The organism is Saccharospirillum sp. MSK14-1 (genome assembly GCF_003054965.1).
Lineage (GTDB): Bacteria > Pseudomonadota > Gammaproteobacteria > Pseudomonadales > Natronospirillaceae > Saccharospirillum.
The window spans coordinates 1539635-1563003 of record NZ_MIES01000033.1 but is presented as its reverse complement, the minus strand read 5'-3'; the positions used below and the strand labels follow the sequence as shown (position 1 = coordinate 1563003).

Annotated in this window: 30 protein-coding genes; 25 read left to right on the top strand and 5 right to left on the bottom strand. The window is 53.2% G+C overall.

Translation table 11 applies throughout. The features are described 5' to 3' along the window. Positions 1-7 precede the first annotated feature (7 nt). Genes BGP77_RS16400 through tusA form a run of 3 tightly spaced genes read left to right on the top strand, consistent with a single transcriptional unit; the run spans position 8 to position 2279 of the window. Positions 8-973 (top strand): YheT family hydrolase, encoded by a 966-nt coding sequence (locus BGP77_RS16400; RefSeq protein WP_199224291.1) that lies wholly within the window; start codon positions 8-10, stop codon positions 971-973. Further along, on the top strand, positions 973-2040 hold the full coding sequence (gene rlmM / locus BGP77_RS16395; RefSeq protein WP_108165783.1) for a 23S rRNA (cytidine(2498)-2'-O)-methyltransferase RlmM: 1068 nt from the start codon (positions 973-975) through the stop codon (positions 2038-2040). The genes BGP77_RS16400 and rlmM overlap by 1 nt, the downstream gene beginning before the upstream one ends. Continuing rightward, positions 2037-2279 (top strand): sulfurtransferase TusA, encoded by a 243-nt coding sequence (gene tusA / locus BGP77_RS16390; protein ID WP_108165782.1) that lies wholly within the window; start codon positions 2037-2039, stop codon positions 2277-2279. Before rlmM ends, tusA begins: the two co-directional genes overlap by 4 nt. Here the strand turns inward: tusA and BGP77_RS16385 are convergent. Next, positions 2252-3664: an MATE family efflux transporter gene (locus BGP77_RS16385; RefSeq protein ID WP_108165781.1), complete on the bottom strand. Its 1413-nt coding sequence runs from the start codon at positions 3662-3664 to the stop codon at positions 2252-2254. The two genes, tusA and BGP77_RS16385, sit on opposite strands and share 28 nt — an antisense overlap. A gap of 118 nt (positions 3665-3782) precedes the next feature. On the opposite strand from BGP77_RS16385, the gene BGP77_RS16380 reads away from it, so the two are divergent. Beyond that, the gene (locus tag BGP77_RS16380; protein WP_108165780.1) at positions 3783-4340 is read left to right on the top strand and encodes an elongation factor P hydroxylase; all 558 of its coding nucleotides are present in this window, start codon (positions 3783-3785) and stop codon (positions 4338-4340) included. Positions 4341-4344: 4 nt separating this feature from the next. Here BGP77_RS16380 and BGP77_RS16375 read toward each other — a convergent pair whose 3' ends face one another. After that, complete coding sequence (locus BGP77_RS16375; RefSeq protein ID WP_108165779.1) at positions 4345-6954, bottom strand: EAL domain-containing protein; 2610 nt, start codon at positions 6952-6954, stop codon at positions 4345-4347. 480 nt (positions 6955-7434) lie between these two features. Here BGP77_RS16375 and rhlB point away from each other — a divergent pair, with 480 nt between their 5' ends. From rhlB to BGP77_RS16355, 4 genes are all read left to right on the top strand, one after another. Beyond that, complete coding sequence (rhlB, locus tag BGP77_RS16370) at positions 7435-8814, top strand: ATP-dependent RNA helicase RhlB (protein WP_108165778.1); 1380 nt, start codon at positions 7435-7437, stop codon at positions 8812-8814. Positions 8815-8817: 3 nt separating this feature from the next. Then, positions 8818-9957, top strand: a complete 1140-nt coding sequence (locus tag BGP77_RS16365) for a 4-phosphoerythronate dehydrogenase (protein ID WP_108165777.1) — start codon at positions 8818-8820, stop codon at positions 9955-9957. A gap of 128 nt (positions 9958-10085) precedes the next feature. Then, positions 10086-10757, top strand: a complete 672-nt coding sequence (locus BGP77_RS16360; RefSeq protein WP_108165776.1) for a hypothetical protein — start codon at positions 10086-10088, stop codon at positions 10755-10757. 67 nt (positions 10758-10824) lie between these two features. Then, the gene (locus BGP77_RS16355) at positions 10825-11205 is read left to right on the top strand and encodes a VOC family protein (protein WP_108165775.1); all 381 of its coding nucleotides are present in this window, start codon (positions 10825-10827) and stop codon (positions 11203-11205) included. Between the two features lie 79 nt (positions 11206-11284). Here the strand turns inward: BGP77_RS16355 and BGP77_RS16350 are convergent, their stop codons facing one another. Then, a complete protein-coding gene (locus BGP77_RS16350) occupies positions 11285-11443 on the bottom strand; it encodes a YqaE/Pmp3 family membrane protein (protein ID WP_108165774.1) in 159 nt (52 codons plus the stop codon). Between the two features lie 266 nt (positions 11444-11709). Here BGP77_RS16350 and BGP77_RS16345 point away from each other — a divergent pair, with 266 nt between their 5' ends. The 13 genes from BGP77_RS16345 (at position 11710) to BGP77_RS16290 (ending at position 18957) form a co-directional block, all read left to right on the top strand. Further along, the gene (locus BGP77_RS16345; protein ID WP_108165773.1) at positions 11710-12120 is read left to right on the top strand and encodes a hypothetical protein; all 411 of its coding nucleotides are present in this window, start codon (positions 11710-11712) and stop codon (positions 12118-12120) included. A 126-nt stretch (positions 12121-12246) separates the two neighbouring features. After that, positions 12247-12471, top strand: a complete 225-nt coding sequence (locus BGP77_RS16340; protein ID WP_146171277.1) for a hypothetical protein — start codon at positions 12247-12249, stop codon at positions 12469-12471. 23 nt (positions 12472-12494) lie between these two features. Next, on the top strand, positions 12495-13055 hold the full coding sequence (locus BGP77_RS16335) for a cysteine hydrolase family protein (protein WP_199224290.1): 561 nt from the start codon (positions 12495-12497) through the stop codon (positions 13053-13055). 212 nt (positions 13056-13267) lie between these two features. Next, positions 13268-14134, top strand: a complete 867-nt coding sequence (locus BGP77_RS16330; RefSeq protein ID WP_199224289.1) for an aldo/keto reductase — start codon at positions 13268-13270, stop codon at positions 14132-14134. Positions 14135-14407: 273 nt separating this feature from the next. After that, positions 14408-14728 carry a DUF2834 domain-containing protein gene (locus BGP77_RS16325; RefSeq protein WP_108165770.1) on the top strand — a complete coding sequence of 107 codons (321 nt, stop codon included), beginning with the start codon at positions 14408-14410 and terminating at the stop codon, positions 14726-14728. A 47-nt stretch (positions 14729-14775) separates the two neighbouring features. Beyond that, positions 14776-15354 (top strand): GDP-mannose pyrophosphatase NudK, encoded by a 579-nt coding sequence (nudK, locus tag BGP77_RS16320; protein WP_108165769.1) that lies wholly within the window; start codon positions 14776-14778, stop codon positions 15352-15354. Positions 15355-15398: 44 nt separating this feature from the next. Then, a complete protein-coding gene (locus tag BGP77_RS16315) occupies positions 15399-15977 on the top strand; it encodes a YdeI family protein (protein WP_108165768.1) in 579 nt (192 codons plus the stop codon). Between the two features lie 53 nt (positions 15978-16030). Next, positions 16031-16192 carry a hypothetical protein gene (locus BGP77_RS18080; protein ID WP_158269410.1) on the top strand — a complete coding sequence of 54 codons (162 nt, stop codon included), beginning with the start codon at positions 16031-16033 and terminating at the stop codon, positions 16190-16192. After that, positions 16189-16818, top strand: a complete 630-nt coding sequence (locus BGP77_RS16310; RefSeq protein ID WP_108165767.1) for a hypothetical protein — start codon at positions 16189-16191, stop codon at positions 16816-16818. Before BGP77_RS18080 ends, BGP77_RS16310 begins: the two co-directional genes overlap by 4 nt. Positions 16819-16833: 15 nt before the next feature. Further along, positions 16834-17277, top strand: a complete 444-nt coding sequence (locus BGP77_RS16305) for a hypothetical protein (protein WP_108165766.1) — start codon at positions 16834-16836, stop codon at positions 17275-17277. 53 nt (positions 17278-17330) lie between these two features. Then, on the top strand, positions 17331-17969 hold the full coding sequence (locus BGP77_RS16300; RefSeq protein ID WP_108165765.1) for a hypothetical protein: 639 nt from the start codon (positions 17331-17333) through the stop codon (positions 17967-17969). Further along, the gene (locus BGP77_RS16295; RefSeq protein ID WP_108165764.1) at positions 17966-18568 is read left to right on the top strand and encodes a glutathione S-transferase family protein; all 603 of its coding nucleotides are present in this window, start codon (positions 17966-17968) and stop codon (positions 18566-18568) included. The genes BGP77_RS16300 and BGP77_RS16295 overlap by 4 nt, the downstream gene beginning before the upstream one ends. Then, positions 18568-18957 (top strand): DUF2784 domain-containing protein, encoded by a 390-nt coding sequence (locus BGP77_RS16290; RefSeq protein WP_108165763.1) that lies wholly within the window; start codon positions 18568-18570, stop codon positions 18955-18957. Before BGP77_RS16295 ends, BGP77_RS16290 begins: the two co-directional genes overlap by 1 nt. Here BGP77_RS16290 and BGP77_RS16285 read toward each other — a convergent pair. Then, positions 18929-19633 (bottom strand): DUF4386 domain-containing protein, encoded by a 705-nt coding sequence (locus tag BGP77_RS16285; RefSeq protein WP_108165762.1) that lies wholly within the window; start codon positions 19631-19633, stop codon positions 18929-18931. The two genes, BGP77_RS16290 and BGP77_RS16285, sit on opposite strands and share 29 nt — an antisense overlap. Before the next feature lie 15 nt (positions 19634-19648). Next, on the bottom strand, positions 19649-20344 hold the full coding sequence (locus tag BGP77_RS16280; protein ID WP_108165761.1) for an NAD(P)H-binding protein: 696 nt from the start codon (positions 20342-20344) through the stop codon (positions 19649-19651). Positions 20345-20469: 125 nt separating this feature from the next. On the opposite strand from BGP77_RS16280, the gene BGP77_RS16275 reads away from it, so the two are divergent. From BGP77_RS16275 to BGP77_RS16260, 4 genes are all read left to right on the top strand, one after another. After that, complete coding sequence (locus BGP77_RS16275) at positions 20470-21384, top strand: LysR family transcriptional regulator (RefSeq protein ID WP_108165760.1); 915 nt, start codon at positions 20470-20472, stop codon at positions 21382-21384. Between the two features lie 142 nt (positions 21385-21526). Beyond that, on the top strand, positions 21527-22063 hold the full coding sequence (locus BGP77_RS16270) for an MOSC domain-containing protein (protein WP_108165759.1): 537 nt from the start codon (positions 21527-21529) through the stop codon (positions 22061-22063). Beyond that, entirely contained in the window at positions 22064-22702 is a 639-nt protein-coding gene (gene tmpT / locus BGP77_RS16265) for a thiopurine S-methyltransferase (protein WP_108165758.1), read from the top strand. A 22-nt stretch (positions 22703-22724) separates the two neighbouring features. Then, positions 22725-23360, top strand: a complete 636-nt coding sequence (locus BGP77_RS16260) for a LysE family translocator (protein WP_108165757.1) — start codon at positions 22725-22727, stop codon at positions 23358-23360. Positions 23361-23369: the final 9 nt, after the last annotated feature.

Below are 23369 nucleotides of genomic sequence, written 5' to 3'. Positions count from 1 at the left end.
TAAGGCTGTGACGCACGACGATCTCGAATATTCTTCTTATGTGGCTGGTCTGGGTTTGTCCAATGGCCATCTGCAATCCATTGTCCCTTCTGTGATGCGCCGCGTCAGCGTGCCGTATCAGCGCCAGCGGCTGGAGCTGGATGACGGCGATTTCCTGTTGATCGATGAGTTGCCCGCAAAGCAAGATGAGGCCCCTCTGGTCATTCTCAGTCATGGCCTGGAAGGCAACAGTCACCGGGCTTATATGCAAGGCATGGCGCGTCATTTTCACGATGCTGGCTGGCATGTCTACGCCTGGAATTTCCGCAGCTGCGGCGGCGAACTCAACCGGCTGCCGCGGTTCTATCACAGCGGAGCCATAGAGGATTTGCGTGCGGTTATCCGGCTGGGAATTGAACGCGGCTTTCAGCGTATCTTCCTGGTGGGTTTCAGCATGGGCGGTAACCAGACGGTATTGACCCTGGCAGAACCCGATCTGGAACCGGAAGTCATCGGTGGTGTGGGGTTCAGTGTCCCGCTTGATCTGGCCGCCTGTGCGGAGCAATTGGCCAAGCCAGCGCAAACCATTTATATGCGCCGGTTTCTGAAAGATTTGCGCGTTAAGGTTGCTGACAAGGCGGAACATTTTCCCCAGTTGGTCAGCCTCGATGGCTACGATCAAATGCGTACCTTTGAAGATTTCGATAACCGCTACACAGCTCCGTTGCATGGTTTTCACGATGCTCAGGATTACTGGCAGCGTTGTTCATCGCGAGCGGTGCTCAGCCGCCTGCAACGGCCGACGCTGGTCGTCAACGCTCTGAATGATCCCTTCCTGGCGGACGGTTGTTACATCCGGCCGTCCGATGCTTCGGCTCAGTTGCTGTTCGAAACGCCGCCACGCGGGGGGCATTGCGGCTTTATCCGCTGGCGCCTGAACCAGCCGCTTTGGTCCGAAAAGCGGGCGCGTGCTTTTGCCCAGGCGTTGATCTGATGGTCAGCCAAGCCTTATTACTGCTGTGTCGTCCGGGCTTCGAAAAAGAATGCTTGGCGGAAATTACCGCGGTGGCGGCCGAACTCGGCCACACTGGCTGGGCGCGTCTGGAGGCCGATTCTGGATTTATCCGCTTTGAGTGCGCCACGGCTGACGCACTCTATGCTGAGCTCTCCCCCTTGGTTTTCGCTCGTGAAGTCTGGCCCGTGTTGACCACGATCGACGCCTTGCCGGCGGCCGATCGCATCACGCCCATCATTGATGCGTTGCACTCAACCTTGGGTCGCGAATCCGCCACTTTGGGCCAGTTGTTTTGCGATACAGCCGAAGGTGATGCTTACCGCGCGACGGCGCGTTTTGCGGGTAAGTTCGTGCATCCATTGCGTCAGGCGTTGCGCAGCGAGAATGTGTTATTGCCTAAAGACAAGGCTGCGCGTCCCGCCTTGCATGCATTCTTTCCCGATTCAGGCCGTGTCTGGCTGGGTATTGATCGACCAGCGATGCGTCCGGCCTGGTCTATGGGCGTTGCGCGTCTGAAATTTCCCAGTACCGCACCGAGCCGGTCGACCCTCAAACTCGAAGAGGCGTTTCAGGTGTTTCTGGGCACTGACTGGCGTGAGCAGGTGGGTAACGATCACACGGCGGTCGACCTGGGCGCGGCGCCAGGCGGCTGGACCTGGCAGTTGGTGCGTCGGGGGTTGCACGTCGATGCCATCGACAATGGCCCGATGAATGATGACCTGATGGCCACTGGCCAGGTGACGCATCATCGTGCCGATGGTTTTCGCTGGCAGCCGGAGTACCCGGTCGATTGGCTGGTGTGTGATATGGTGGAACAGCCATCTCGGGTGGCTGAACGCATGCTCGACTGGTTAGAAAACGGCTGGGCGCGACAAGCCATCTTCAATCTGAAACTGCCGATGAAACAGCGCTGGGCCAGCTGGAGCGATATCCGCGCGCGTATAGAACAGCGCCTGAGTGGTCGACGCTATCAATTGCAGGCGCGTCAGCTGTATTTCGACCGCGAAGAAATCACCCTTTATCTGGCGTTGGAGGCCACAGCATGAGTGACCATCACAGTGATCATGAACTCGATACGCGCGGACTGCGTTGCCCGGAGCCTGTCATGATGCTGCACAAGCAGATCCGCGCGATGGCGGCCGGTGAAACCGTTTTAATCGAAGCCACCGATCCAGCCACTCAGCGTGATATCCCGCAGTTTTGTGAATTTCTGGGCCATCAATTGGTCGACCAGCAAATTGCCGGTGATGATTTTCGCTATTGGGTGCGCAAGAAAGCAGACTGAGTCTGAGCCCGACTGAACCAGAACAGTCGTGTCAGCAACAGTACGCCCGCAGAGCTCAACCCCACCGTTAAGCCAATCCAAAAACCGGCCGCGCCCATGGCGGGCAGTAATACGTCGGTGAACGTCAGCACATAGCCTAGGGGCAGACAGAAACCCCAGAACGACAACACCATGATGTACATCGGCAAGCGGGTGTCTCGATAGCCACGTAACGCGCTGATGCAGGTTACCTGCAGCACATCGGCAATCTGGAAGAGGGCCGCAAACGCCAGCAGCCGTGTGGTGACAGCCTGAACATCCGCCTCACCAGTATAGAGTGTGGCGATCCAGGGTGCGGTTGCGTATAGACCCGCCGCGTACAGCAGAGCGATTGCCAGCGCCAAAATCAGTGTTGAGCGGGCAACCAGGTGTGCCGTTTCAATTTGACGAGCGCCGATTAAAAAGCTGATCCGCAGCGTCAGTGCCATACCCATGCTCAATGGCACCATAAAGATCAGCGAAATGACGTTCAGAGCGATTTGGTGTCCCGCCACGACGACAGGGCCGAGTGGCACCAAGAACAACGCAATGACGGCAAACATGCTGACTTCGACAAAGATGGTAAAACCAATCGGAATGCCCAGCGTCAGCAAATATTTTAAGTCGGCCAGATTAGGCGCGGCCCAGTCCTGAATTAAATGAAAGGCGCGATAGGTTTTGCTGCGCTGCAGATAGAGCAGCAAAGCGATCAACGCGAGCCAGTTGGAAATCGCCGTCGCCCAGCCACAACCCACACCGCCAAAGGCAGGCAATCCCAGCTTGCCGTAAATAAAAATGTAGTTCAGCGGCAGGTTGACGGCCGCGCTGATGAGCGAGAACACCATAAAGACTTTGGTGTGCCCCAGGCCGTCGGTCAGTCCGCGTAAGGCGACCAGCGCGAGCATGGCGGGTACGCCCCAGACAAAGGCTTGTAGATAACCCAGTGTGATACCGGAGGTCACCGGTTCGAGTTGACGCCATTCCAAAAACGGCTGAACCCGGCCAAGCACAAACACCATGATGACGCTGGCGACCATCGCTACGTACAGGCCCTGCCAGGTGATCGGCATTATACGATCGATCGTTGCACTGCCTCGATGACCGGAAATAATCGGCTGAAGGGCGCTTAAGGCACCGGCGAAGAACAGAAACAGCGGCGTCCACAGACTGGCGCCAATGCCAACGCCGGACAAATCTTCGGCGCTGGCGTGGCCGGCCATTACCGTATCGATGACGCCATTGGCCATTAACGCCAATTGGGCGATCAGAATCGGGCCGCCGAGAATCGACAGGGTTTTCCATTCCGTCAGCGTGGTGCTGATCAGGCCAGCCCGAGTATCGGGCGAGGGTTGGTGATCCTGATCCAAGGCGACCTCCGCAGGTCCAATAAAAAAGGGAGGCTATTGTGCCTTTTTTTGGTGCATTGGCAATGACATCCAACCGCCTACTTGCCAGCGCTAACCCAGACGGTAGACTGCCGCCGCCATGAAACGACTTGCTGCAGAACATTGGGAACCCGACGTCGACCGCCTGTTGGCTTGCCTGAATCCCTGGCTGACTCGCCAGTGGCAGACGCAACTGGTGGCAGGCGTTGATGAACCCATTTATGTGCCGGCTGCTGAAGAGCGGTCGCTGCACTGCATTGTCTTTGCTCATGGCTACTTCAATTCGGCGTTGCATGAGTTGGCGCACTGGTGCGTGGCCGGGCCGGAGCGGCGGCTGTTGGACGATTATGGCTATTGGTATTGTCCGGATGGACGCAATGCCCAGCAGCAAGCGGCTTTTGAACAGGTTGAAGTCAAACCCCAGGCATTAGAGTGGTGGTTCGCACAGGCGTGTGGGCGGCGGTTTCGCACCAGCCGGGATAATCTGGGCGGCGAGGACTCCGACAGTCGTCCTTTCCGTGAAGCGGTACAGCGTCAAGCCCTAGGTTATCTGCACGATGGCTTGCCCGACCGCGCTCACCAAGTGGTGCAACAGCTGTCACACGGTTTTGGGCAACGCTGGCCGACCGCTGACGATTTTGCGGCGTTGCCCGCGTGAGGGATCAATGGCTGTCGTGACCGGCGGCCGAATTAATCACCGGGCCGGTCGATTCGCTTAACCAGGTTTGTAAGGCGTCCAATGGCATCGGCCGAGCCAGCCAGTATCCCTGAATAGCGCCGCAACCCAGCCGATCCAGATGCTGGACCGTTGCTTCGTTTTCCACGCCTTCGGCAACGATATCCAATCCCAATGCCTTTGCCAGTTGCACAATAGAGCGCACCAAAACCTCAGCCGAGGCGCTGGTCTGCAATTGCTGCACAAAGTGCTGGTCGACTTTCAGGCAATCGATGGGCAAGGCGTGTAAGTAAGACAGCGATGAATAGCCCGTACCAAAATCATCCAACGAAACCTGAATGCCTGCACGGCGTAACTGATCCAGATTGGCAACCGTGGGCGTCCAATCATCTATCAGCATCGATTCGGTAATTTCCACCGTTAAGGCGCTCGGGTCTAACTGATGATCGGCCAGCGTACTGATCAGGCGAGCGGGCAGGTTAGGCCGGGTCAGGTCGCCCGCACAGAGGTTGATGGAAACACACAACGGCCAACCCGCTGCTTGCAATTGAGCCGCCGCCCGACAGGCCGCTTGAATGACCCAATCGGTTAATGCGGGCATCAGGCCGGTGCGTTCGGCGATGGGAATGAAATCGCCGGGAGGGATGAACTGCCCATCGGCTTGTGGCCACCGTACCAGGGCTTCAACGCCATACACTTCGTTATTGCTTAAGCGCCGCTGAGGCTGGAAATGCAACATCAATTCATCACGGGCAATGGCCTGTTTTAAACGATACGCCAGGCGCAGGCGTTCCGGTTGGTACGGATCGGTATCGGCGCGGTATTCCAAAAAGAGACGGTTTTGCGCGATGGCCTGATCCACGGCGACCTGCGCTTTACGGATCAACGTACCCAATGTGCGGCCGTCTTCGGGCAATCGCGATGAACCCAGTCGGCATTGAACCGCGATATCCAGACCGGGTAACGCGATGGCTTCATTCAGCGCCGCTTCCGCAGCAGACGCCAGGTCGGCGAGCGTTCGTCCGTCCGGACCGTTCTCTAAAATCATCAGGAAATTGCGACCTTCCACCTGAGCGATACGGCGCGGATGGGGTTCGCCCGGGTTCAAAACGCGAGCGCCGAAGTGATGCAAGGGCAGTGACTCAATGCGCTGTGCCGCGCTGCGAGTCAATTGGTCGACGTTGGATTCACCGAGCGTATTGAGCAATTCACGCAGATTGTCGGGGCGGAAGATGACCAGCCGCAGCGGCTCATCCGAGTCGAGCCCGTCAATAAATTGCGCGACCTGGGCCTTGTTTGGCAAACCCGTGGTTGGGTCACGTAACGCCTGACGCGTGGTCTCTTCCTGATTACGAGCCAAGGCCCGCAGCGCGCGCCGTTCACGATCCAGTGCATCGCGCGCCGACGACTCGGCTTGTTTTAAACTGTCGGCAATCACCAGTGACAGCAATGCAACGGCCATCACCAGCCCTGCAGGTAGAGCGTATTGGGTGATCGGATCGACCGGAACCCAACCCGCGTTGCGGGCCATAAACAGCATGGCAGCAGCCAGGAATGGCAGCCAGGAGGTCAGGTAAAACAGCGCAATGCGTCGCTGGCGACGCAGTGCTACGGCACCGGTGGTCAGACTCAAGCCCAGTAACCAGATTAAATCGACCAACACAAAAACGCTGATCCAGCGATAACTTAACCAGGGGCTGAGCAGGATCGGTATTAAATTGATGATTAAAGTGACGTTTAACAGCCGGTGCATCAAACCCAGCTGGCGGGTGCGCAGCACACCCTGGGTAAACAGAATCAGACCGATAAAGCCAATAATGCCGAATTCCGGAGCCCAATTGACCAGATGCACGGAGATGGTCTGGCCGAGCAATAACCGGCTGTGACCATTGAGCAAGGCCACGCAAATGGACATGCCAAAGACGAACAACAAGTAAGGCGGATAGATGGCGCGCCGGGTACTGATCCACAAGAAGAGGTTGAACACCAACACAAAGAGAATGGCGCCGTAGAAGGTTCCCCAGATAAAGTTTTGGGTTGGCAGTTGGCGATAGAACTCGTTTTCGTCCCACAGGGTGATGGGTGCCTGAACGGAACCTTGGCTGCGTAACCGCGCCAGCAGGACGTACTGCCCATCGTTGTAATTAAAAGACATGGCCAGGTGTGGACGGAAGGTCGCTTCATTCTGGCTGGGATGCGGCTCGCGGTCGCCGTCGTAGAAGCGTTGGATGGGAGCGTCGTTCTTGATCAGCCAGGCGTCAATCCAATCGATGGTGGGGTAATCGAAGGACACCATGGCATGAAAACGCTGTGGCGCCGAGCCTCGGTTGTTCGCCACAATCGGCATGGCCACCCATAGACTGCTCGCGCTGTAGCCGATGTTAGGCGGCTGGCCGCTGGGAGGCTGGAATTCTCCGGCCTGATAATGTTGATAGGCTTGCTGCCAATCGGTATCCGCCGCCGGATCGATCCAGGTGTGGCTGTAATCAGCCATATTGACTCGATCGATATCAGGCTGCAGTTCCAATATAGGCTCTGCCGCCCGGACCGATGCAATCACCAGAATCATCCAGATCGGGATGAACCAGTACTTCACAATTGCAGTCTCCTTGGCGGGAACCTCCGGCTCCCTAAGTGAACCTGGCGGTCCCGCCAGGTGCTCCCTATCGGATGGTACGCTGTGTCCAATCCGAAAGGTAAGACTAGCGGCAGCCTCGCCAAGCAGCAAGGTCAGTCATCAAAGCGATGGTTTTGGCGTATTTCAAACGGACCGTTTGAGAAATTCGAGACTGGCCGAAAAATGCGCTACAATCGCCGCCCCCGGCAATTGGCGCGTGCTGAAATCAGGTTCGCGACTCGGTTCGGGTTGATCGAACGCCCTGGTTGGCGATCGAGTTCTTTCGTCGCTCCTTGGAGCAAAGCAGTAACGGTTCGTACCCTGGCGGCCTCAGAGCACCGGGTTCGAACAATGGCAGGCCCCCATATTGCCGGCATTGGTCCGGTCGGGATGGCTATCAAGTAATCGACGCCCCAGCCGTTGAATCGCTGGCAGGCGCAAGCAATTAAGTGTGACTCTGTGACCAATCAATCTCGTAAACCCCGTAAACCCCGTTGGCATATCTCGCAATTCAAAGTTCCTGAAGCTCCTGGCAAAGTCCGATTCCACGACCTCTTCCTGCCCATCGCCTTGATGCGCGCAATCCACGAGCTGAATTACGAATACTGCAGCCCGATTCAGGGCATGACATTGCCGTATACGCTGGCTGGCCACGACTGCATCGGTAAAGCCCAGACCGGTACCGGCAAAACCGCTGCTTTCCTGATTACCGTCATCACCGACCTGATGGAGCATCGCCTCCCCGATCAGTTCGCGGGCGAACCCCGAGCGCTGATTCTGGCGCCGACACGTGAATTGGCGCTGCAAATCGCTGAAGATGCCAAACTGCTGACCAAGCACAGCCGCCTGAAAGTGGCCGCTCTGGTGGGGGGCATGGATATGGATAAACAGCGTAAGCAGTTGCAGGAAAGCCGTCTGGACATTCTGGTTGCTACCCCAGGTCGTTTGCTCGACTTTATGAACCGTAAGGAAGTCTTCCTGGATCAGGTGGAAACCCTGGTGATTGATGAAGCCGACCGCATGCTCGACATGGGCTTTATTCCAGACATCAAATCCATCGTCCGCGCAACACCGCGTAACGAAGAGCGCCAGACGTTGATGTTCAGCGCCACCTTCTCTTACGACATCCTGAATCTGGCGGAGCGCTGGACCAAAGATGCGGTTCGCGTCGAAGTAGAACCTAAGGTGAAGACTGCAGAGCAAGTTGAGCAGCATGTGTATCTGGTGACCGCTGAAGACAAGTACAACCTGTTGCGTCACGCTTTGAAACAGCCCGGTGCAGACAAAGTGATGGTGTTTGCTAACCGCCGCGACATCGTACGTGACCTGAGTGATCGCCTGCGCAAAGATGGCATTCAGAATCAGGTATTGTCGGGTGAAGTACCCCAGGCCAAGCGAGTGAAAACGCTCGATAACTTCAAAGAAGGCAAGGTTCAGGTCCTGGTTGCCACTGATGTAGCCGGTCGCGGTATTCACGTTGACGGTGTTTCTCACGTGGTCAACTACACTCTGCCGGAAGACCCGGAAGATTACGTACACCGCATTGGCCGCACCGGCCGTGCCGGCGCCAAAGGCCAGTCGATCAGCTTCGCCTGTGAAGACGACTCCTTCCAGATTCCTGCGATTGAAGACTACATCAAACGCAAGATCGATCTGGAGCAGCCTCCAGAGCATTGGCTGCAAGACCTGCAAGCCTCTGACGATGCGGCAGCAACCGCTGAGGCCGAGCAGGCTGAGCAGAATGATGTCGTCTCTCAGTCAAATGTCGATGAAGACGAAGCCGCCTCTTATGGCCCGGGCAACGAAGCCCCAACTGAACGCCAGCCAGGCAACGTCTGAGTCATGGCCGCTGGCCTGCGCATTCTCGCGGATGAAAACATGCCACATGTCGAGCCCTGGTTCTCCGGGCTCGCGGTATCGTTAACGCGCCGGCCGGGCCGTACGCTCACCAAAGCTGACTTAATGGAAACGGACGTTCTCTTGGTCCGCTCCGTTACCCAAGTTAACGCCGAACTGCTGGAAGGCACACCCGTTCGTTTTGTGGGCAGTGCCACCATTGGCACCGACCACGTTGATACGGATTGGTTGGCTGAGCAGGGCATTACCTTTCACCACGCCCCAGGATGCAACGCGCAATCTGTCGTTGACTGGGTACTCTCTGTCTTCGCACGTTTGCATCTCGATCATGATCTCGGCTGGTGGCAGCAAACCATCGGCATCGTCGGCGCCGGCAATGTCGGCGGCTTACTCGCCAAGCGGCTGAACGCCTTGGGCGTGCGGACTCTGGTCAGTGATCCTCCACGGGCCGAACGCGAAGGCAGCAACGGCTTTACCGACCTAAACACCGTGCTAATGGCCGCCGACATCGTCTGTCTGCATGCACCACTGGTTCGCGATGGACAACACGCGACTCACGGCATGATTGGCGCCGAAGAGCTGGCGCAGTTAAAACCCGGCACCTGGCTTATTAACGCCGGGCGGGGTCCCGTGATTCAAGAGGCCCCACTGCAGCAGGCTCTTGATGACGATCGAATCAACGTCGTTCTGGATGTTTGGCCAGATGAGCCCAGAGTTAGCGAGCGCTTACTGAATGCTGTTGAACACGCCAGTCCGCACGTGGCCGGTTACAGCCAGGAAGGCAAATGGACCGGCACCCGCATGCTCGCCGAAGCCTTGCATCATTGGGCGGGTAAGCCTCTGCCCCAAGGCCCCGATTATCCCGAGGCACCAAAACTGGATGCTCAGTTCTTCAATACTGCCAACCCAGAACAGCTCGGCAGCGAACTGATTCAAGCCTTACACGACCCCGCCCGCGACACCGTCGCAATGCATCAAAGCGTCAAAGAAGGCGCTGTTCAGCCCACCGATTTTGATGCCTTACGTAAAGCCTATCCCAAGCGTCGCGAACTCGCCGCGGCACAACTCAGCCATGTACCCGTTGAGGCGGAAGCCTGGTTGCGTCAGCTGGGTTTTGAGTTTTAAGAGCCTGCGACCACAGCCAAAATATAACGGCCGCTCCCGTCGACAAGACCGCCTTACCGTGTAACATTGTTTCGGCCGTGACATTTACCGGATGAATTAAGTTGGCCTTTTATTGCAGGAGTCGCACCTTGCTAACGCTGAAGCGTCAGTCTCTAAATTTGCTCATCGCTGCAGGATTGTTACCAGCGTTGTTATTGGCAGGCTGTACGACGACCTATAAGTACGGCCTGGAAGTCGATGATTACCCCGAATATTTTCCCAACTGGAAAGCCGGATACGCTTTTAACGGTAACTACAGCTGGCACTCAGACTTTCGGGTCGATGATTCCGTTATTACTGTTGAACATGGCGTAATAGCAAGCTCATCGGATATCGAGCGTCTCTCGGTGGCTAATGGCAATTACTTGTTTTTCAGCATTGAATTTAACGGCCAGAATGTTGTTTCCGTCGCTGCTGAACTGGCCGATGAAGAAACAGAATTGGAGTTGGTTGGTGAGTATGTTTTCGAGTCCCGCTTTGTGGATGATCGGTGTACGCGGGATATGGAAAACAGGCTTTGGGTTGTTACCCCGATTAGCAATGGGCTGGTAAACCGGCATTGTGATTTTGGTTATGTCGCTTTGTTTGAAGTACCAAAACCCAGCTTTATTTCGTGGTTGGTGCCTAAAAAGTTCTGGCTTAAAAAAGAACTCAATCAATCCATACGGATAGAGACCACTGACAGGTATTATGAGTTTGATCATATTGTAGAGTGGCATCAGTCTTCGGCCTTATGGTATGAAATTCTGCTAATTACATGACCACAGAAAACAGCGAATAATCGGTCTGTTGTCACTACCGTACAGCTCAGCTAAGAGGGAAATCAGTATGCTCGCATACACCATGGTTGGTACTAAAGATCTGACAAAAGCCCGGAACTTTTATGACCCAGTATTTGCGGCCATGGACATGGAGCTTTGTTGGAACGATGAATTGTCGGTGTCCTATGGCAAGCTAGTGGATAAAGACTATCCCCGCTTCTTTGTTGGATATCCCTTTGATGGTGAGCAAGCCAATGTTGGAAATGGAACCATGACTGCTTTTCGGTGTCTCGATATTGCTGTGGTTGATCGAGCCTATAAAGCTGCTATGGAACAAGGTGGAAGCTCTGAGGGAGAGCCGGGATATCGACCACAATATGGTGATGGTTTCTACGCAGCCTATGTGCGCGATCCAGACGGTAATAAATTAGCCTTTGTTGTATTCTGATCCGGGCACCCACCTTAAATAAACTCTTGCTGTGGTGGGTACCCAGTGCTACTTCAGTTAAAAAAAACTGAGCAGGCGATTACCGGCTGGCAATAATCCAAACCGCATGGATAACACCTGGGAAATACCCCAAGATGGTGAGCAGGATGTTGATCCAGAATTGCGGACCGATACCGACTTGCAAGAATACACCGACGGGTGGTAGCAGGATTGAGAGAATCAGTCGAATAATATCCATGGTGCCTCCCTTATTGACTCTGTTGTGTGTTGAACGTCATTTATTAAACGATCCATAAAACCTAGGATGTAAATTTGATCGTAAGAGTCACTAAAACATATAAAGCTTTCCGGTTGCTATCAGCGAATCGGAATAACGCAACGGGTTTCACAAAAAATTAAGTTTTGGTGCCATCTGTTGTTCTGGCTTACCGCTAACGCTATGACAAAAACGGACACTTTCTTTTTCCTGCGACATAGCATTTAAAATTTCAACGAGCCGTCATTATGTACGAAATTTCTCAACAAGTATTATTGTTTCTCGCCGAAGATCATGGGCGACGTAATATACCAGGCTGGGTTGTCGTTCTATTGATTGTGATTGCGATCGGTACGATGCTCGCTGTGAGTGATCAATTAAAAAAACGAAAGCAACTGCACACGGATATTACCGACGATCTCGGTGCACAAAAGCAAGTGGCTTCCGTGAAGTCGATGACAACCTCTGGACCGGTCGAATACAGGGGGGTTCTTGCCCGAAAGAACCAGGGTTTTCATGCGCTCGTTCACCGTCGGAAAGAGGGGGACTGGCAGGTAGAGCTGGATGAGGTGTTTGAATCCCTCGGCGAGGCTGACTTAAATCTACGTGCCAGTACGCCTTTTGTTCTGTCCGATTTTCGAGATAAAGACGATGAGTAAGGTTAAAAAATGGAGGCACCTGTGCCTATAGCGAACTGCACTGTGTCGCCACTGTGCCCAAAGGGTGCCGGTGATCTTACGGAACTGTGGTCGGCGCAATCTGGAGTCGGTGCCGATGAGATGACGGTGAATATCATCACGGCCCAACAACAATGTGGTAAAAGTTATCCGATTATAGCGACGCTTTGTTTGCCATCAGTCTGGTCGACTGCCCTGGTTGATCAACTGCAAGTTGGTTTGGCGCAGGCTTTGGCGGTTTATTTCGATCAATCGTTGAGCGACATTCTGGTTATGACTCAAATTGTGCAGTCTGGCCATGTGGTGGAAGCTGGGCAAGTACAGTACTTTTAACACCATAACCTATGGAGAGTGCAGTGGTCTTTTCCTCGTCCAATCCCTTGCTGATGCTGATCGATTTGCAATACGCCATCGATGATCCTCGCTGGGGTGTCAGAAACAATCCACAAGCGGAAGAGCAAATCTCCAAGCTGCTGAATATTTGGAGAGAACAGCGCTTGCCAGTGTTGCATGTGAAGCATATGTCGACCGATCCCGGGTCACCGTATTTGCCGGGCACTGACGGCAATGATTTTAAAGCCTTCGCCGCACCGCTTGCTGCAGAATGGATCCTTGAAAAGGACACCAACAGCGCTTTTATTCGAACTGACTTAGATACCCAATTGCGCAAACAAGGCATTACTGAGGTCGTTATCGTCGGTGTTATCACCAATAACTCAGTGGAAGCCACCGCACGCATGGCCGGTAATTTGGGTTATCGAACGGTGGTTGTTTCAGATGCGACCTATACCTTCAATAAAGTCGATTATGCTGGCAATGAACACGCCGCCGAGGTGGTTCATAACATGGCGCTGGCCAATCTGAACCAGGAATATGCGTCGATATTAACTGCGGACGACATCATCTCCCTGCTGTAGGCGTTCGAACCGAGCCACCGGTTTGTGAAACAGGCTGAAATCTTAGAATTTGTAGGATTAGGCAGAAAATGCCGATTTCTGCCCAGAGTATTCTCCTGAAAAGCAACGATAATGGTCATCGAGCCGAACGACACTTTCGCTTTTAAAAGCGCTGTCTAAGTGCCTTTCGGGTAATACCACAATCACATTCCAGTGATATCAGGAGGTTTACCATGATTCACGAACAGACCTACACACTGTCTAACGGCGTTGAAATCCCCAAGCTGGGCCTTGGCACCTGGATGATTGACGATGACGCCTCTGTTGAAGCCGTTAAGGCGGCCATCGAACTGGGCTATCGCCATATCGATACCGCTCAGGCTTATCAAAACGAGCGCGGCGTTGGCGCGGGAATCAAAGCCAGTGGCGTGGATCGTAAAGAGATCTTTGTCACGACTAAACTGGCAGCAGAAATGAAGTCCTACCAGGAAGCCGTTGATGCCATCGACGAATCATTGCGTGTCATGGGCTTGGATTATGTTGATCTGATGATCATCCACAGCCCGCAACCCTGGATGCAGTACCGCGAAGACAAGCGTTCTTTTGATGCCGGCAACCGTGAAGCCTGGCGTGCATTAGAGGACGCTTATAAAGCCGGTAAAATCCGTGCGATTGGCTTGTCTAACTTCGAAGAAGAAGACATCGAAAACATCCTCGGAGGGTGCACCGTTAAACCGATGGTTCACCAGATTCTGGCGCACATCAGCAACACGCCCACTGCGATGATCGAATACTCCACCAGCAAAGGTATGTTGGTTGAAGCCTATTCTCCGGTGGGTCACGGCGAGTTGTTCAAGAACGAAGACATCATTGCCATGGCCGAGAAGTACGGCGTTTCGGTACCTCAACTGAGCATTCAGTACGACCTGCAACTGGGGCTGCTGCCGTTGCCGAAAACAGCGAACCCGGACCACATGAAAAGCAATGCCGATTTGGATTTCACCATTTCTGAAGACGATATGAACACCTTGAAGAATATGAAAACCATCGAGCATTATGGCGACGCCAGTGTCATGCCTGTTTTTGGTGGCAAGCTGTAATGAGCAATTAACTCGGCTATCAGGCGTTCTCGCCTGGCAGATAGCCAGCTTTAAGGCCCTGTTCGAGCTATAATGCGCGCCACCTTGGTGACGCACTAATAGCGTCGGCCAGGGCCTTTTGCGTTGCTGTAGCCCTGCACCCTGTGCTGCTCTCCCGCCTTAACTGCGATAACACCCCATCGAATTTCAGTAGTATGCTGCGCCTAATCCTTGCTGAGCTAACGCGCCCGTTGACTCAGCTATTGTGACTGCATTCTGATTAAGGCGAGTTTCATGAAAATGCTCTATGGCGTACTAGCTGTCTTGGGATTGGTCTTGCCCTATGGTGCCTTTTTACCCTGGTTACTGGACAACAGTTTGGACATTCCCAGGTTATTAACGGAAGCCTTCTCCAGCCGGATTGGCGCTTTTGCGTGGCTGGATGTGTTAATTGCAGCCATTGTTCTGCTGGTCTTTATCTGGACCGACGGCCGGCGGCAAGGAGTGCGGAATCTTTGGCTGCCGACGTTAGGCACTTGCACGGTGGGGGTGTCTTTTGGTCTGCCTTTGTTTTTACTGATGAGAACCGTGCATCGCGACAATCAGAACGCCTGAGGTTCACACATATCGAGTTTTAAATCGCGGTAAAAGGAGACAGCTTGATGAACCGAAGGATTAGAAATATCGAGAGTACCCTGTTGTCAGATAACTGGTACCGACTGCATAAGTACCGTTTTGATTACCAACGCAACGATGGGCAGTGGGAAACTCAGGAACGCGAAGCCTACGATCGAGGAAACGGTGCCACTGTACTGCTGTATAGCCCGATTAAGCAGACGGTCATTTTGACTCGGCAGTTTCGTCTCCCGACCTACATTAACGGCAATGAAGAGGGGTTTCTCATTGAAGCCTGTGCCGGCCTGCTGGATCAGGATAATGCTGAAGACTGCATCCGGCGCGAAGCCGAAGAAGAGACCGGTTATCGAGTTGATCAGATACAGAAGATCTTTGAGGCATATATGTCACCGGGATCAGTGACCGAGCTGGTTTATTTTTTCGTTGCTCAATACTGCGAATCAATGAAAGTATCGGAAGGTGGTGGTCTGGCGCATGAGCAAGAGAATATCGAGGTGCTGGAATTACCCTTTACCGATGCGTTGGCAATGATTGAAAGCGGAGAGATACGTGATGGCAAAACCATCATGTTGCTGCAATACCTTCAGTTAAAGGGAATGCTGTGACATAGTCCGGATATCGACGTGATACCTTATATCATCATTTGCTTATGAACGCCCAAGTTGATGCCTTTATCGAGAATGCCAAGCGTTGGTCCGATGAATACCGGGCGCTGCGCCATATTGTGCTGCAGACAGGCCTGACCGAGGCGTATAAATGGGGCAAACCCTGTTACACCTTAAACGACAATAACGTTCTGATCATTCAGGGTTTTAAACACTTCTGCGCCTTGCTGTTCACTAAAGGCGCCTTGATTGAAGATCCCACTGGCCTATTGCAGTGGCCGGGCGAACACACTCAATCTGCGAAGCGCAGCTGTTTTAACAATGTCGAAGAGATCCAGCAGCAGGCCGTTGCTGTTCGTGCCTGCATAGAGGATGCGATTCGAGTTGAAAAGGCGGGGTTGAAGGTTGAATTCAAGAAAAGCAAGGCGTTTTCTGTGCCCGCAGAATTCCAGCAGCGTCTTGAAGAATTGCCCGCACTGAAGACAGCGTTTGAATCGTTGACGCCGGGTCGTCAGCGTGCCTATTTGATGTATTTTTCCAATGCCAAACAATCAAAAACCCGGGCTGCTCGGGTGGAAAAACATCTGGAACGGATACTGGATGGGTTGGGGTTAACTGATTAAGTTGATAGGCGAGGCAAGGTCGCCTGTTAACACCTAAAAACCGGGAGGTTGAAATGGATATTGTTGCACTGACTCTCATGCCCATTGGCATGCTGGGATTTATTTTTGGACTGATTGCCTTTTCGAAGGTGGTTCGCTTAGAAACACAAGTCGATCACTTACGGGCTTTATTGGAAGAGCGCTCATCAAAATTGGGTGAGGATGCGCCGTTATGAAGTTGGCGTTGTGGTGGTTTTATTCAACCCTGCTTATCGTCTTTATCACCTTTGGTCTTTTTCAGGCGTTAACCATCGGTCAGTTGACGCTGGGGGTGTTGTTAAATGTTGCGTTGAACCTGCTGTGTTTGGTTGGCGTATATGGCTATGTCTATGAAAAGCCAATTTTTAAAAGAACCCTGTGGATTTTCCTGTTTTGGTTCCGGGTTATTTCTGTTGTTCTGAGTGTCTTGTTGCTGGCTGTGTATCCCATTAATGTGGCTCAGCGGTCGGCTGAGATGCTGTTCAATGTCGTCCTGATAGTGCCGTTGCTTTATGCATTGTTTCGATATGGATCGATCAACAATCCCATCTGGGGTGTGGAGAGTCAGGAGAATTTTGTGGCCGTACTGAAGCGAAAGCTGGGCTCCGCAGACGACATTGAAACGGTCATGATATCCAACGAACCTGACGGCCAACTGAAAACAACTCTGCGTATTTCCAAGTCGGACAGCGGGTACTTGATCCGGATCGAGAAAGAGGTAGCGGGTAAAACAGAAGCGTTTAGCAGCGAATTGGCGAACATTCATCAGCTCGCCAGATTTTTACAGCACAATACGCTAGCCCGAGCGGCTGACTTCTCATAAATAGAGGATGTAGAAATGATTAATTTTGGTCAGAACCCCTTACCACTCAGTCCAGTTCAGTCGCATGAAAAGACACGAGTGATCATTATGTATATCTGTTGCCTCTTTGTCTCTATTACAGCCATTGCCGGCCCTATCATCGGTTTGGTCATCGCGTTGGTTTCACGGAATCAGGTCAGTAGCGAGTTAGCGGGAAGTCATATTAGTAAACAGTTGCGAGTGTTTATGTTTACTGCCATCTGGATGGTGGGAAGCATTGCGTATTTCTTTTTGGCAGTTACCTTAACCTATTGGCTCGATACGGGTTTGGGTATAGATACTGAAGATTTCGAAGACTATGTTCTTCTGTCGGCAGCAGCAATATTGTTGGGTGCCTTGCTCTGGTACTTCTATCGCTCTTTGGTTGGTTTCATCTTGATTCTGAGAAATGAACCGATTAAAGGCTCAGCTAAGCGCTAAAGAAAAGTGCCTTTTATGTCTCTGGTTTTTCTGAATTGCAGCGGTCAGTCGAAATGGTAAAACCCTTTTTATGGTGGCTATATGCGGTGTTGATCATTGCTGTAACCACCGCGAATACTGGTTTAGGAGTCAGGGAAGACTATTCTTTGGCCGCATCCTCGGCGGGGGGCGTTGGGAGCTTGTGGATTCTCTTTGCCCTTTTTGGTCATGTATACAATAAGCCCATCATGGGGCCTGAGCTGTGGCGGTTTTTATTTTGGGTGGGATTGGTTGCTCATGTACCGATCATATTGGTGTTCGTGCATCTATTATATTCGACGGTAATGCCCTTTTTTGGGGCTGGCATTATCGTTACGGTCTTTTATGGATTATTGACCGTACCCTCACTATACGTTTTATATCGCTATGGCGACTTTTATCACCCCGCCTGGAATAACCATCGGTTCGACGGCCAGTTAGAAGCGCTGGAACAGCGTCTGTCGAGTGACTCTGAAGTGGTGCTTAATTATCAAGATTCTGAAGCACCATTGCACTTTGACATCAAAGTGACGGTGGCTGATGAGGGTTATCGAGTCGATATTAAAAAGCGTTACTACGATCAATCCTCTTCTTTCACTGATTACCTTTCAGATGCAGAGCGTGTGCTTCGCTTTATCTATCGCTTCCCAGAATTGAAGGCAATCACAATATGAAACTCTACGGTGATCATCAGTCTGGTAATTGCTACAAAGTTGAATTGTTATGCCATCTGATAAACAAGCCGGTTCAGTGGTTCGACGTCAATATTCTGAATCATGAAACAGAGGCCGCGGATTTTCTTGCTAAAAATCCCAATGGCAAGATTCCATTACTCGAGTTGGATGACGGTCGTTGCCTTTGGGAGTCCAATGCGATTATCAACTATCTGGCTGCCGGAACGGATTTTTTACCCACTGATCCGTTCACGCTGGCTAAGGTTCAGCAGTGGCAGTTCTTCGAGCAGTACAGCCACGAGCCTTACATCGCCGTTGCCCGTTTTATTGCTAAATACCTGGGATTGCCGAAAGAGCGTCAGGCTGAATACGATGCGAAACAAGCCGGTGGTCACAAGGCATTAGCGGTGATGGAAACCCAGCTGAAGCAAACGCCTTTTCTGGTTGGCGGTCAGATAAGTACGGCCGATATCAGTCTGTACGCGTACACGCATGTGGCTCCTGAAGGTGGGTTCGATTTGGAAAGTTACCCCGCCATTCAAGCCTGGATACAGAGAATTGCTGCCCAGAACAATTATCAGCCGATGATGGTCAGTTGATGGTGAACCTCCTGTTGATCTGGCTGGCGAATGGCGTGCTGATGTTGCACGTCTTTTTTGTGGTGTTTGTTGTCTTTGGCTTGGTGTTGATCTATCTGGGTTATTTTCTGCATTGGCGCTGGGTTTATCATCGTTGGCTTCGCATTGCGCACTTAGCGGCGATTGCCATCGTGGTGCTGCAATCCTGGCTTGGTGTGGTTTGTCCACTAACGATTCTGGAAATGAAATTGCGAGCCAGTGCTGGTTTAGAAACCTACAGTGGGTCTTTTATTCAGCACTGGTTGCAGACGTTGTTGTATTACAGCGCACCCGATTGGGTATTCGTTCTGGTCTACAGTGTATTTGGCAGTTTGGTACTGCTCAGTTGGTGGTTGGTTCGGCCGCGTTAGGCATTGATGCGGGTTTCACGCTGCGATACAACAGTGCCAGTGGCAGCAAGACTTCACCAATAAAGGTGTAGTGCGCAATCATGTAGCGATCGGTACCCAGCCAAAACCAGGTGATGGTGTCGAGCGCATAGCCGATACCCCCAATGATCAGCAGCCAGCCAACCATGGATGGCAGAAAGCTGGATCGTGCGACCAACCAGCCCATCGGCATCAGCCAGAGTCCCCAGAAAACATGGGCGATCATGATGCCATCAGCGTGAAGCTCAAAGGCGAATAACGCGGCGGCCTGCAGTTGTTCGGGGTTGAAGACTGCGCTGAGCGTTTCGCTGTTGAGCAACATCAACCCGGCCACGCGGCAGAGCTCGTTGAGCATGGCAATCGGCATGGTTGCCAGCGTAAACAGCACCATAAACCAGGCGGCCGTTTTTCCGAACGGACGCAATAAATAGAACAACGCGACCACCAGAAACAGTTGCGTAATCTGGATGGCAAAGGCCGTTAAGATACTCAGGCGTATCGCTGTGGTGTTGGCTGTGATGTTGGCTAAGGTCGCTGCATTGTCACCCTCCACCCATATAAATTCGGGCATGTACAGAATGCCGAAAACGCCCAATGGGATGAGTAGCAGATAGAGTGCTGCGGCGATGCGGGCCAGTTTTTGTTGATCTGGGTTCATGGATGGGTTTCCTATTCAGTGTTGTGGGGAATAGCGCAGAGCTGATTCGCTTTTGCTGCTGCAAATGGCCGGAGCTTGTTGGATCAGGGTGGCGTCGTTGATGGCATGAACCATAAAGAGGGCGAAGTCGGTGCGACGGGTCCGGTTGCTCGCCAGAATGGGATCACCAACGTGTTTGGACCAAACGGGCAGCCCTTCGCTGTCGCCTTCTTCTAAATCACTGCCGCGTACCACGGTCCAGCGTCGGTCGCTGTTGAATATCTGTTGGGTGGCGCGAACCTGATCGTCGATATCCACGACGCGTAACCAGCGTGCAATGCGCCCTGCCACGGCGACGATCGCCTTGAGCTTCCAGTCATAGCGATCCTGTCCGTCCAAGCTGATGTGCCAGCCACATGAAAAGATCAATCGGGCGTCTTCCGGCGCTTCGTTCAATACCGCCTGTGCCGTTCCGGAGGCGTAGCGTTGCATTCCCCAGGGCACCAAGACAGTCAGTACCGCCTGGCAGCCTTGGCTGGCCTGTCGAATGGTGTCGGCGTCGTCAGTTGGCGCCGCGTGCATTTCAATGCGACCCACAAAACGTGCGATCTTGGGTAGGCTCTGTTCCCGGCAAACGGTAGAGACCTGATAACCGGCTGCCAAGGCGTGTTCGATCATGTACTGGCCCAGTTTTCCGGAGGCGCCAACAATGCAGATTTTTTTAGCTTTCATAGCTGAGTTCCTGTGTCGGTTAAGTTGAATGCAGTTTACGTCGGCGTTTGGGAGCGTTACATTGCCGAAAATGGCCTGCCGCCTATGCAAAAATGCATATATCGAGGCGGGATAAGGAGCAGCGTGTGGATTGGTCTGCGATTAATTTTGATTGGAATCGCGCTCGGGCGTTTTTGGTGACTGCAGAAGAGGGGTCCTTTTCTGCGGGCGCTCGGGCGCTAGGTGTGGCGCAGCCGACATTAGGACGCCAGGTAGCAGCGCTGGAAGAGGAGCTGGGTGTCACGCTGTTCGAGCGGTTGGGGCAGGGGCTGGCTTTGACGGATGCCGGTCGGCAGTTGCAACAACATGTGAAGCTGATGGCTGAGGCTGCCAGTCGTTTGTCGATTTCCGCGACAGGACACAAAACGCAGTTGGAAGGTCGGGTCACCATAGCGGTCAGTGAGATCGAAGCGGTGTACTTGTTGCCACCGGTCATCGGCGATATTCGCCGGCGCTGGCCGGGTATCGAACTGAACGTCCAGGTGTCACACACCGTCGCCGATTTAAAACGGCGTGAGGCGGACGTGGCGTTGCGTTCATTCCGGCCGACGGAGCCGGATTTAATTGCGCGCAAGCTCTACGAAGAGGCGGTATGGCTCTATGGTACGCCCGACTATTTGTCGACTTTGAGGCGTCCTGAACGTCGCCAAGATGTTCAGGATGTACAGATCATTGGCTTTGAACCGGATCATCAAATGATCGATTACCTGGCGCCACAGGGGTGGGCGATTGGCGCGGACAATATGCGGCTCACAACCTTGTCGCAATTGTTGCAATTAGAATTGGTCAAGCAGCATCTGGGCCTGTGTTTCCTGCCCAAGCGCATCGGCGATGCCATACCCGGCTTGCAGCGTGCCTATGAGCATTTGGGAGCGCCCTTGCAGTTGCCATTGTGGTTGGTCAGTCATCGAGAATTGCGCACCAATCCGCGCGTGCGAGTGGTGTTTGATGCCTTGGCTCACCGTTTGGTGAGTGAGCCAGGGCAAGACGACGGTGACTAACGTTGGCCAGGGTGTCTGCGGTCACTTGCGTTGCTCATGACTAGGGCGCTAAATAGGGTTGGCGCTAATTACTGCTTGTTCAGTGTTGGGAGTCTGCGTTTGTTAAATTGTTGTTTGGTTGAGCCCTATTAAGGAAAGGATGATGAAAGTCGAATCGCTCAGCAAAGATGATCTACATCGTTTTTCCAAAACGGTGGTATCGGAATTGACCTTTATTGCCGGCGAAGGGATCGAGGGCGACGCTCATCGTGGCAAAAAAGTTCAGCATCGTTCACGGGTGAAAGCGAATCCGGATCAACCCAATTTGCGTCAGGTGCATTTGATCGGCGCCGAACTGCTGGCGCAGTTACAAAGCGACGGCTTTGATGTTCACCCAGCGACACTGGGCGAAAACGTTCTGACGTCTGGCATTGACCTGCTTGCATTACCCACCGATACCCAGTTGCAATTGGGAGATGATGTGACCTTACGCATAACCGGGTTGCGAAATCCTTGTGCCCAGCTAGACAACTATCAAAAAGGTCTCACGGCTGCGGTGCTCGATCGCGATGCCGATGGCAAGCTGATTCGCAAAGCCGGTGTGATGGCGGTGGTGGAAACCGGCGGTACTGTGCGTATTGGCGATGCAATTCAAGTGAATTTTCCGCCAGAACCTCACCAAACATTGGAGCCGGTATAGATGGAGGCTTCGTTTTGGCATGACCGCTGGCAGAGCAATCGCATTGCCTTTCATCTGGATGAAGCGAACCCTTTGCTGGTGCATTATTTCAGTCGTTTGCAGTTGTCTGCCGGGCGGCGGGTATTTGTCCCGCTGTGTGGCAAAACCAGAGACATTGGCTGGTTGCTGACACAAGGATACAGCGTTGTCGGTGCTGAGCTGGTTGAAACTGCTGTGGTGCAATTGTTTGCCGAGTTGGGTGTAGAGCCGACGGTGCATGAATACGGTCCGCTGAAGCATTATCAGGCACCCGCTGTGGATGTCTGGGTGGGCGACGTACTGGAGCTGACGCCTGCGTTGTTGGGCGAGGTCGATGCCGTCTATGATCGCGCGGCCCTGGTTGCGTTGCCCGAACACATGCGACCGGCCTATGCCCGTCAGATGCATCGCTTGGCGGCTGGGGTGCCACAGTTGCTGGTCAGCTATCATTACGATCAAAATGCACTGGCGGGACCGCCGTTTTCAGTGAGTGATCATGAAGTGCAGCGTTATTATGGTGATGCCTATCAGTTATCGCCGCTGGCACGTTTCGACATTCCCGGTGGGTTGAAGGGTAAGACGCCGGCGGAAGAAACACTGTGGCTGTTGGAACCCAAATAAAAACCAAAAATAGGGAACGCTTATGTTTGATTACTCCATCGCACACTGGCTCACTTTTTTTACCGCCGCGACCTTACTGAATTTGTCCCCAGGCCCTGATATGGCGTTTATTCTTGGCCAGACAGCGCGCTATGGTCGCAAAGGCGGTGTTGCCGCCATGTTGGGTATTTGGACGGGTGCGGGTGGTCATGTACTGATGGCGGCGCTCGGTCTGACGGCTGTTTTGGCCACCTCGGCAACGGTCTTCACGGTGATTAAATGGATCGGTGCAGCCTACCTGGTTTGGTTGGGAATTCAGGCATTGCTGAGCCGTGGTGGCAGTTATGAATCGACGGTCGCTGAGTCCGGATTAAAGCCTTGGAATCTGTATCGGGAGGGCGTCTTGGTGTCTTTGTTGAATCCCAAAGTGGCGGTTTTTTTCCTTGCTTTCTTGCCGCAGTTTGTCGTGCCAGGTGCCGGGCCGGTCAGTGCTCAGTTGGCCTTGCATGGCATCTTGATTGTTTTGGTAGCCGCCGTGATCGAGCCACCGTTGATATGGCTGGGTGCGGGTTTGGTCTCGCGCATTAAGTCGCAACCGGCGATTGGCCTTTGGTTGGATCGTGGTCTGGGGGCTCTACTGGTTACTTTGGGTGTGCGTTTGGCACTGAGTGAACGCTGAAGAGGAACG